This is a genomic window from Streptomyces sp. E2N166 (assembly GCF_003671715.1).
GTDB classification, from domain to species: domain Bacteria; phylum Actinomycetota; class Actinomycetes; order Streptomycetales; family Streptomycetaceae; genus Streptomyces; species Streptomyces thinghirensis.
Map to the genome: position 1 here is coordinate 1,846,279 of NZ_RAIF01000032.1, position 9,733 is coordinate 1,856,011.

Annotated in this window: 10 protein-coding genes; 2 read left to right on the top strand and 8 right to left on the bottom strand. The window is 73.1% G+C overall.

Annotated features, from left to right (window positions below; all coding sequences use genetic code 11):
• The 8 genes from EBH09_RS39610 to EBH09_RS35505 form a co-directional block, all read right to left on the bottom strand.
• Positions 1-858 (bottom strand): ABC transporter transmembrane domain-containing protein (locus tag EBH09_RS39610; protein ID WP_274595161.1); only part of this gene is annotated, 858 nt, incomplete at its 3' end.
• A 150-nt stretch (positions 859-1,008) separates the two neighbouring features.
• Entirely contained in the window at positions 1,009-1,137 is a 129-nt protein-coding gene (locus EBH09_RS35480; RefSeq protein WP_121750866.1) for a SapB/AmfS family lanthipeptide, read from the bottom strand.
• Between the two features lie 35 nt (positions 1,138-1,172).
• Complete coding sequence (gene lanKC, locus EBH09_RS35485) at positions 1,173-3,791, bottom strand: class III lanthionine synthetase LanKC (protein WP_193776760.1); 2,619 nt, start codon at positions 3,789-3,791, stop codon at positions 1,173-1,175.
• A gap of 247 nt (positions 3,792-4,038) precedes the next feature.
• A complete protein-coding gene (locus tag EBH09_RS39870) occupies positions 4,039-4,143 on the bottom strand; it encodes a proprotein convertase P-domain-containing protein (RefSeq protein WP_193776765.1) in 105 nt (34 codons plus the stop codon).
• A complete protein-coding gene (locus tag EBH09_RS39875) occupies positions 4,140-4,412 on the bottom strand; it encodes a S8 family serine peptidase (protein WP_193776703.1) in 273 nt (90 codons plus the stop codon). The genes EBH09_RS39870 and EBH09_RS39875 overlap by 4 nt, the downstream gene beginning before the upstream one ends.
• A gap of 74 nt (positions 4,413-4,486) precedes the next feature.
• Positions 4,487-5,422, bottom strand: a complete 936-nt coding sequence (locus EBH09_RS35495; RefSeq protein ID WP_121750868.1) for an NAD-dependent protein deacetylase — start codon at positions 5,420-5,422, stop codon at positions 4,487-4,489.
• Between the two features lie 88 nt (positions 5,423-5,510).
• Positions 5,511-6,401 (bottom strand): SDR family oxidoreductase, encoded by an 891-nt coding sequence (locus tag EBH09_RS35500; protein ID WP_121750869.1) that lies wholly within the window; start codon positions 6,399-6,401, stop codon positions 5,511-5,513.
• Positions 6,402-6,510: 109 nt separating this feature from the next.
• On the bottom strand, positions 6,511-7,323 hold the full coding sequence (locus EBH09_RS35505) for a M23 family metallopeptidase (RefSeq protein WP_121750870.1): 813 nt from the start codon (positions 7,321-7,323) through the stop codon (positions 6,511-6,513).
• A gap of 359 nt (positions 7,324-7,682) precedes the next feature.
• Here EBH09_RS35505 and EBH09_RS35510 point away from each other — a divergent pair, with 359 nt between their 5' ends.
• The gene (locus EBH09_RS35510; RefSeq protein WP_238697539.1) at positions 7,683-8,417 is read left to right on the top strand and encodes an N-acetylmuramoyl-L-alanine amidase; all 735 of its coding nucleotides are present in this window, start codon (positions 7,683-7,685) and stop codon (positions 8,415-8,417) included.
• On the top strand, positions 8,411-9,706 hold the full coding sequence (locus EBH09_RS35515; protein WP_121750872.1) for a hypothetical protein: 1,296 nt from the start codon (positions 8,411-8,413) through the stop codon (positions 9,704-9,706). The genes EBH09_RS35510 and EBH09_RS35515 overlap by 7 nt, the downstream gene beginning before the upstream one ends.
• Positions 9,707-9,733: the final 27 nt, after the last annotated feature.

Genomic DNA, 9,733 nt, shown 5'->3' on the forward strand with positions numbered 1-9,733 from the left:
GAATCCCGCGGCCAACTGCGCGTAACGGCACACCGCGAGGAGTTCGCCGACGCTGAGGGCCCCGGCGCCGAGCCGCAGGCCGCCCACCGCGGTGGCGGCCACCGTCAGCAGCGGGACGAGGACACCGCCGGTGGCCAGCGCCTTGCCGTGCAGCCTCCACATGCGTGCGCCCAGCGTGCCGAGTTCGGCCAACGGGCGGAGCACGCGCTCGCGTTCGCGTGCGGCGGTGCCGGCGGCGGCGATGGTCTCCGCGCCCTCCATGGTCTCCAGCAGCCGGGACGCGATGTCCGACTGCACCCGCTGGTAGGCCCCGACCGAAGCACCCGTGTCCCGCGCGAACGCCCGCAGCACCAGGGCGAGGAACGGAAGACCGGCCAGTACGCACACGGCGACCCACACGTCGACGACGGCAAGTGCGACGAGCGCGCCGGCCGGGGTGAGGAGCGAGGCCGCGAGCGCGGCCCTGGCGGCCGGCGCCGCACCCGCGTCGGAGGCGTTGAGGGTCAGCCGGGTGGCGACATCGCCGGGAGAATGGGGCCGGGCCAGATCCGGCACGGCGTGCAACAGTCCTTTGAGGGCGCGCGAGCGGATGGAGGCCGTCCAGTCGGCGGTGCACCGGCCGGTGAGCAGCGCGGTGAGACCGTCGAGGAGTATCTCGCCGACGAGCAGTGCGGCGCTCGCCAGGAGCCAGGGGCCGGCGGCGCCGTCGTGCAGGAGCAGGTCCAGTGTGCGGCCCAGGACCAGGGGCTGGGCGACGGCGACCGCCGCCGCCACCACCGAGCACACCAGGACCAGCAGTTCGGGCGCCCGCCCCGGGCCGGTGCCGGGTGAGCCTGGCGAGTCGTGCCCCTTACGCATCGGCCGCCGCCGACCCGGGTCCCTTCCCACCAGCTGCCCTCCTCGTGGTCGGCGCCGCCACGGGCGGCGACGAAGCGCGGTACCGGCGCCTGGGCGCCGGTACCGCAGCGCGCGGCCCGCCGCGTTGACAGCGGCGGGCCGACTCGGACGTCAGTTACACGTCGTGACGCTGAGGCTGCTGTCGCCGCAGAGCAGCAGGCTCGCGCGGCTGCCGGTCTCCACGTCGCCCATGGCCTCTTCCTTGGGGGTCTCCATCGACTGCAGCTCGAACAGGTTCATGTTCGCTTCCCTTCGTCGGACTACGGGTGTTCTCTTCACGACCCCGGACGGGGCCGGCTCATGGGCCGCGGCGCGCGCCGCGGCGGTGGGAGGAACGGCAGACCGGCGGGCCGGTCGCCGTGTACGGACGCGACGGCCAGCAGGCATCCGGCCGTCCCGGTGGAGAGGTCCATGGACAGGCGCATCATCTGCTCGCCGGGGAAGGCGAGATGACCGCGGTAGGACATGGCGTGCCAGGCCAGCGCGTCGATCTGGCGCCGGACGGCCTCGGGGCCGGTGCCTGGCCCGGTGGCGGTCGTACGGCCGAGGTACAGCACCATGCCGGCCACGCCGCGGTAGAGCCCCGGCTGGGCGTAGAACATGGCCTGTGCCGCGCGCACGATCTCCTCCCGTGCCTGCTCGAACCGCTCGTCGGCGCGGTGCGCCAGGTAGTCGTCGAGCACCATGCCGATGCCCACGCTGCCCGCGCCGAGGTACGGCATCGTGCGCCAGCCCTCGTCCACCTGCAGCGCGCCTCCCGCGCCGCGGACGCAGCGCGCGAGGTCCTGGCGCAGCGCGTCGCCCGCGAGGTCGAGGAGGCCGGTGTCACCCGTACGTTCGTACAGGCGCAGGAACAGCAGGGCGCTGCCCGTGGCGCCGTACAGGAGACCGGCTCGGTTCCGGCGTTCGTTCCCTCGGCCCGGTGCGTCGGCCGACAGGCACCGGGCGCTCAGTTCGGCACACCGCATGGCCGCGCCGCGCAGGGCGGAGTCGCCGGTGGAGGCGGCCAGGGAGTCCAGTACCAGACCCACTCCGGCCGTTCCGCTGTGGAGGTCGGTGGAGAGACCGTCGAGGGGATGCTCGAGGAGCAGCCGCGTGAGATCCAGCGACCGGGCCGGGTGGCCGAGGCGGTCCAGGGTCCAGGCGACTCCCGCGATCCCGTCGTGGAAGCCGTACGGCATCCCCGAGGGGAGTTCCTTGGTCCGGTCGAGCAGCCACTGCTCCTCGCTCTCGTCGCGCTCCGCCCCACTCTCGGCCAGGGCGTACAGCACGCCGGCCGCTCCGTAGCCGAACGAGAGTCCTCCGCCGGCGGTGGCGAACTGAGCCACGTCGCCGGGGAAGAGACGGTCCTCGCGCGACGGAGTGGCCGACGCGCGGATGGCCGCCGTCATCGATTCCCGGCTGCGGGGCCAGTCGCCCGGCGCCACGGGAACGAAGTGCTCGGTGGTGGACCGTGCCGCCGGACGCCGGTCGCAGGAGTCGGCGATCTCGTCGAGCGCCGCGTCGAGGAAGGCGCGCTCCACGGGGAACTGCCGCGCCACCACGTCGGCCAGGTGCTCCGCCTTGCGCCGGTCCAGGGCCAGCAGACTGGTCAGCGGCAGGAACAGGGCCAGGCGCAGACAGGCCAGCGCGTACCGGTCCACGGCGGTGCCCCGCCGGCCGGCAGGTGCCACGAAACCGGGGTGGGCGACCGTCTGCCGGCCCGGCTCGTCGACGCGGTGGGCGGCCTCGAAGTCCAGCAGGGCCACCCGCCCGTCGTCGCGGATCATGATGTTGAAGAGGTGCAGGTCGTTGAAGACCACGCCCCGCGCGTGCACCTCCTCGACGGCCCGCTCGACCTGGGCGTGGACGTCGAGCGCCCACTCGGTGTACTCGGTGAGCCGTCGCTCGTCGGGGTCCGCCTCGATGAGCGGGTGCCGCCGGGCGAAGAAGGTGTTGAGGGGCTTGCCGTCGAGGTACTCCAGCACCAGGAAGTGGTGCTCCCCGACGGCGAAGCTGTCCAGCACCTCGGGCGTGCAGGACAGGCCCGACAGCTGTTCCAGAGCGCGGCGTTCGCGATGCAGCCGGGTCACCGCGTCGGCGCCGTCGGCCGCCAGGCCGGCGTACGGACGGGCCTCCTTGAGGACCACCACCTCGCCGGTACGGGTGTCCCGTGCCCGGTAGACGCCACCGCCGTTGGAGAAGTGGAGTGCCGACTCGACGGTGTACGGGATGTCGGCCAGGGTCACCGTCGCCCGCGCGTCGAGGTGGGACTGGAGGAAGGCGGGCACGCTCACCCAGTCGGGGACACGGAAGACCGGGCCCCGGAAATCGGGGACGAGTACTCCCTCGGGGTTCGCGACGGCCGGCCGCAGTTCCCCGCTCTCGTCGTAGCAGTTGCGGCGGGTGAAGCTGCCGTAGCGCACGTGCACCGGGCCGTCGCCGATCCTGAGATCGCTCAGGATGTGCGGTCCGGGCTCGCCCTCCAGCAGAGCGGCCAACTCGCCCACGAGGCGCTCGAACTGCTCCTCGTCCGCCGGGTACACGGTGACGAACTTGCCGCTGCCCGCCCGGTCCGCGTACTTGGCGTTGCGCTGGTGCAGCAGGTAGCGGCTCGGCACGAACTTGAAGGCGATGCCACGCTCGACGCAGTGGTGCCGTACGCGCTCCAGGACGGACTCGGCGTTGTCGAGGCAGGCGGAGACGTGGATCTTCCAGCCCTGCGCCGGCAGTACGGCGTCCAGCGGGCGCAGGGCGAGCCAGTCGCCGCTCTCCCCGCGCTGCCATCCCGCCGGTACGGGCAGGGTGGCAGCCGCGTACCGGGTGCCCGCCGATCGGGTGCCGGGGCCGGTGCGGTGCGGCGCGTCGTAGAAGTGCGGATCCGCGTCGCAGTACACGGCGTAGCCCTTGTTCACGCCTGCTCCCTTCACCTGGTCGGTGCCGGGCATGACGCTGTCACGCGCCGCCGTGTCCCGGACAGTCACCGCTGTCACGTCTCCGACGTGCGGAACGCACAGGTAACTTCGCCGGGCGGGTGCCCGGGGCGGCGGCAGGTTCGCCGGGCGGACGTCGCTTCGCGTGGCCGACCCGGCCGTGCCGCGGGCTCCGGGCCGCCCAGGGGAGGGGCGGCCCGGAGCCCGTGTCACACGGGAGAGCGGGCGGTCAGTACTGGAGCGGCCAGGCGTTGATCCACCCCGTGTCGTTGACCCAGTTGTCGTTCACGCGCAGCTTCCACGTGCCGTCGGCCGTCTCGGCGGAGGCGTTCACGGCGTACGACCACGCCGGGTGGCCGGCGGCAGCAGTGCGGCCGAGCCCGCCGCGTGCGGCGCGGCCATCGGCGTACCGTTCATCGACTGGGAGGCGGTGTCGCCCGCGTTGGACGTGGACACGCGGGCGTTGCCCGGAGCGAAGAGGTCCAGGCAGGAGCCGTGGATGATCGAGCAGTACCAGAGGCGGGGGGCGCTGGGACGTCGCCCGTGCCATCGGCTGCTGCGCCGCCACGACCGCAAGCCGAACGTCAGCTCCCGTGCGGACATCGCCGTGGCAGACGACGGGGACGGCGTCGCGGGGCGGCGTCGCGGGGCGGTGACGGGGCCGGCCGGGGTACCGGTCAGGCCGTCATGGCGTCATCCGGGTCGTCGCGGTCGTCGCGGCCGCCGTGGCTGTCGAGGGAGATGCCCAGCTGTCCGGCCACGCCGGTGAGGACGGCTCCCAGCGGCAGCGCGACCCGGGTGAGGGCGTGCCGGTCGCCCCGCGTCGGGTCCCGGTTGACGATCAGCACCGGCTTCCCGTCCCCGGCCGCCTGGCGGACGAACCGGAGCCCGGACATCACCGTCAGCGAGGAGCCCAGTACCAGCAGTGAGGAAGAGTCGCGGACCAGCTCGCGGCAGTGCTCGACCCGCCGCTGCGGAACGGCTTCGCCGAAGAACACCACATCCGGCTTGAGGACGCCGCCGCAGACGGCGCAGGGCAGCACACGGAAGTCCCCGACCTGTTCGTCGGTGAGGTCGGCGTCACCGTCGGGGTTGATCCCCGCGGCCACCGGATCGAAGCCCGGATTGGCCTCCTCGAGCCGCCGGGCGAGTACCCGGCGCGGACTGAAGGCACCGCAGGACAGGCAGACGACCCGGTCCAGGCTTCCGTGGAGTTCCACGACGCCCTCGCTGCCGGCTGCCTGGTGCAGGCCGTCGACGTTCTGGGTGATCACACCGCTGAGCAGGCCGTGCCGGGCGAACGCGGCGACGGCCCGGTGCCCGGCGTTGGGGCGGGCGCGGCCGAAGGTGCGCCAGCCGAGGTGGCTGCGCGCCCAGTACCGGCGTCGGGCCTGGGGATCGGCGGTGAAGTCCTGGTAGGTCATCGGGACATGCCGGCTCAGGCTGCCGCCCTCGCCCCGGTAGTCGGGGATGCCCGACTCGGTGGAGATGCCCGCCCCGCTGAGCACCAGCACTCCGCCGCTGCTCAGCGCGTGGACGACCGGCCCCGGGTCGGTGGTGCCCGGCGGCAGGTCCTCGGCAGGGGTCCAGCTCAGAGTGGGGCGCATGCGCATGCCGCCAGGGTACGGAACGCGCTGCCCGCAGTCCGGCCGGCCGGTGCCGTGGAGCCGCGGCGGCCCGGCCCCACGGGCCGGACCACGGTCACGGCAGGGGCGTGCCACCGGTCGCGTTCAGGATCTCCGCCGTGACATAGCCGGCCTCCTGCGAGGCGAGGTAGACGTACGCCGGGGCAAGCTCGGCCGGTTGCGCGGGACGGCCCAGGGGGCTCTGTTTGCCGAACTCGGCGGTGTCCGGCAGCGTTGCCGGGATCAGCGGGGTCCACACCGGCCCCGGCGCCACCGCGTTCACCCGGACGCCGCGCTCCGCGACCATCTGGGCCAGCCCTTGGGTGAAGGTCACGATCGCGCCCTTGGTCGTCGCGTAGTCCAGCAGGTGAGGGCTGGGCTTGTACGCCTGGACCGAGGTGGTGTTGATGACGCTGCCGCCCTCGGGAATGTGCGGCAGGGCGAACTTCGTCAGCCAGAACATGCCGTAGAGGTTCGTCCGCACGACCCGGTCGAACTGCTCCGTCGTGATCGCCTCGATGCCGTCCGGCTGGGCCATCTGGTAGGCCGCGTTGTTCACCAGGACGTCGATACCGCCGAACTCCGCCACGGCCCGGTCGATCAAGGCCCGGCAGTTCCCCTCCTCACGGATGTCGCAGGATACGGCGACGGCCTTCCGCCCGGCGTCCTCCACCAGGCGGGAGGTCTCCCGTGCCTCGTCCTGTTCCTCGGCGAGGTGGGTGAACAGCACGTCGGCACCCTCGCGCGCGAAGGCCAGGGCCACCGCTCGGCCGATGCCGGAGTCACCGCCGGTGACGACGGTCCTGCGGCCCACCAGACGGCCCGACCCGCGGTAGGACTCCTCACCGTGGTCGGGCGGCGGGTCCATCGGCCCGGTCCAGCCCGGGTGCGGCTGGTCCTGCGAGGCGAAGTCGGGGCGGGGGTACTGCTCGGTCGGGTTCTGCTGGTCGTGCTGGTCGTCCGCCACGGCTGCCTCCTGTGTCTCGCGGTGCGCGGTCAGCGACCGTGTTCCCTGGCCGGCCCGTCCGAAAAGCCTCTCCACCTGCGAGCGACAGGTCCGCCGACCGCGCGTGAGGTCAGCAGAGAGGAACGCCGGGCAGCTGGGAGGCGGGGTGGTCGATGTAGATGTTGCTGAGGAAGCCGTTCTGGTCGCGCAGCTTGCTCCACCAGTTGTTGGTGTAGCCCTCGGCGTTCACCGTGTCACCCTGTTTCTGGCACAGCACCCGGACGCCGGTGGGACCGGGGAGCGTGGCCACCACCGGCGAGGAGAGACGGGCGTCGGCGCGCACCCGCACCCCGCTGCCCCAGGTCATGAACGGAGTACCGGCCCCGCCGCAGTCGTTGTCGCTGGTCAGGTAGTACTGGTGATAGCCACCCGGGTAGGCGAGCGCGCCGCCGTTGATGCGGATGTCCTGACCGACGCCGTTGTAGAGCTGCTCGTAGTGGATGTGGGGGCCGCTGGAGTTGCCGGTGCTGCCGGTGGTTCCGATCTGGCGGCCCTGGGCGACCTGGGCACCGTCGGGGACGCTGAAGGCGGAGAGGTGGAAGTAGTAGGTGCGCCAGCCGCCACCGTGCTCGATGGATATGTAGTTGCCGGCGCCGTCGGCCTGGACGTGCCGGTAGGCGGTGCCCGCCGCCGAGGCGAGGACCGGAGTGCCGTTGGTGGTGCCGCCGTCGGCGCGGACGAAGTCCAGCGCCCGGCGTACCTCGGCCGAGTGGTGGCTGTAGGTCCACTTCTGGCCGCAGGGATACGGGGCCTTGAAGTTCGGGGCCGCGGCCAGGGCCGCACCGGAGGCGGCCGCGCCGGCCGGCTGGACGGGGCCGAGCAACAGGCCGGCCAGCGCGCACAGCACGGCGGCGGTCACGGCCCACAGGCGTCTGAGTGGCATGGCGGATCGCTCCTTCGTGGGGAAAGCAGCAGGAGACCGCCGCCCGTTGGGACGGCGGACCGCGGCACAAGTTAGGGAGGAGCCGTCGGCGGGGCAAGGCGGTGATGGTGTGTTTCGCTCAGGCTGCAATGACTTGCTCACGACAAGGTGGGCGCTCCACCATGCGACCACCGGCACGACGAACTCCCCTGCCTCATGGCCCTGTTCGGCCCGGGGCACCGCCCGGCCGCGTACTCCGGTGCCCGCGCGGTCGGGCGTCACGACGGTCGGCGCGAGGCCCGTGCCCGTCGGCGGGGGCCCGTGCCCGCCCGCAGGCCACCCCACACCCGTGGGCACCGGAGAGAGCGGAGAACCCCCACATGTCCTCCGGACTCCTCGCCGGACGCGCCCGCAGGGCAGTGTGCGCCGCGACCGTGGCAGCCGCCCTGGCCCTGACCGGCCAGCCGCCGCCGCGCCGGCGCCGTCAACGCCCGACACTCCCGTCAACCGGGCCTTCGCCCGGGCGGCGGCCGCCTACGACGTCCCCCGGGACCTCCTGGTCGCCGTCGCAGGTCACCCAGACGGTCCGCGAACGCGACACCGCCTGGCACGCCCGCTCGGCCAACCCCCACTCCGTGGGCGTGGAGCACGAGGGCTACGTCAGCGATCCCGCCTGGTTCACCGACGCCATGTACCGCTCGTCGGCGGCGCTGACCCGCTGTCTCACCGACAAGTACGGCATTCCGCGGGACCGCACGCACATCGTCGGACACGGCGAGGTGCCCGGGAACGACCACACCGACCCCGGCCCGCACTGGGACTGGGCCCACTACATGAGCCTGGTCCGCGGCGACGGCGGTGCCACGGGCACACCGTTTCCGACGTGGGGCACGGACGTGAGCGTCCGGCGGCAGCCGTCGACGGACTCCGCCCGGGTGGCGAGCCTGCCCGGACCGACGTCCGTCCGCGTGGCCTGCCAGGTCCGCGGCGGACTCGTGGAGTACGACGGCTACAGCAACGATGCCTGGTCGTATCTGCCGGACCACGGCGGCTACGTCTCCGACATCTTCATCGACGTCACTGACGCCTGGCTCCCTGGAGTGCCCACATGCTGACCCCTTCCCCCCGGCGCGGTAGCTCCGCCGCGCGCCGCAGAACGCGGTCCTCGCGCACACTGAGCGGCACGGCCTGCCTGCTCGCCCTAGCCCTCGCCGGGTCGGCACTGGCCACGGTTCCGGCCGCCGTCGCCGCCTCCGCGTCCACCCCGGACTCCTGGCGCCCGGACCTGACCCGGACCGGCGCCGACGACGTCAACGTCGAGTACGCAGCCGGCGCCCTGCGGGTGCGGGACGGCTCCGTCAGCCCCGCCTCCCTGGGCCGGGACGGTGGCTACGCCTCCGCCGTGCTGGAGGCGCACCGCGTGAACCGGCCGGTGAACCGGGTCACCGTGGACCTCGACGCGACGGTGCCCGAGGCGGCGAGCGTCGAGGTCGACGTGCGGGGCCGGACGGCCGGCGGGACCTGGACCGAGTGGCGTCAGGCGGTGACCGGCACCGCGGTGGAACTGCCGCGCGACGTCGTCGACGTCCAGGCCCGGCTCACCCTGTGGAACGCCGAGGGCGGGGCCACAGCGGTCGTGAGAGCCCTGACCCTGACAGCGGACGACACGGGAAGCACCCCCGTCGAGCCCACGCCGAAGGCGGCATCCGCCTTCTCGGCCCGGGTCTACGCCACCCGCGAGGGACTGGTCGGGCACACCACGGCCAACGGCCACGTCATCCGCGAGAACGACCACTTCGTGGCGCTCCCCTCGCGAAGGGCCCTGTCGCCCAAGGACAGCGGCCAGTACTCGGTACAGGTGTGCGGGCCGGTCCGCTGCGAGACGGCGCCGGTGTGGGACGTGGGCCCGTGGAACACGCACGACGACCACTGGAACCCCTCCGCGCAGCGGGAGCAGTGGAAGGACCTGCCACGGGGCCTGCCCCAGGCGCAGGCGGCGTACGAGAACGGCTACAACGGCGGCCGGGACGAGTTCGGCCGGCAGGTCGCCAATCCGGCCGGCATCGACCTGGCCGACGGGACCTTCTACAACGTCGGCCTCGACGACAACGGCTGGGTGACCGTCACCTACCTGTGGACCGACGGCGGCGGCGACACCACGTCGTTCCCGACGTGGGGCACCGACGTGAGCGTCCGGCAGCAGGCGACGACCACCTCCACCCGCGTGGCGAGCCTGCCCGGCCCCACGACCGTGCGAGTGAGGTGCCAGGTCCACGGTCAGCTCGTGAACCACGCCGGCTACAGCAACGACGGATGGTCCTACCTGCCCGACTACGGCGGTTACGTCTCCAACATCTTCATCGACGTCGCCGAATCCTGGCTCCCGGGCGTGCCCACCTGCTGAGCCCGCGGAGGGCTTCGGCGGGCGGCC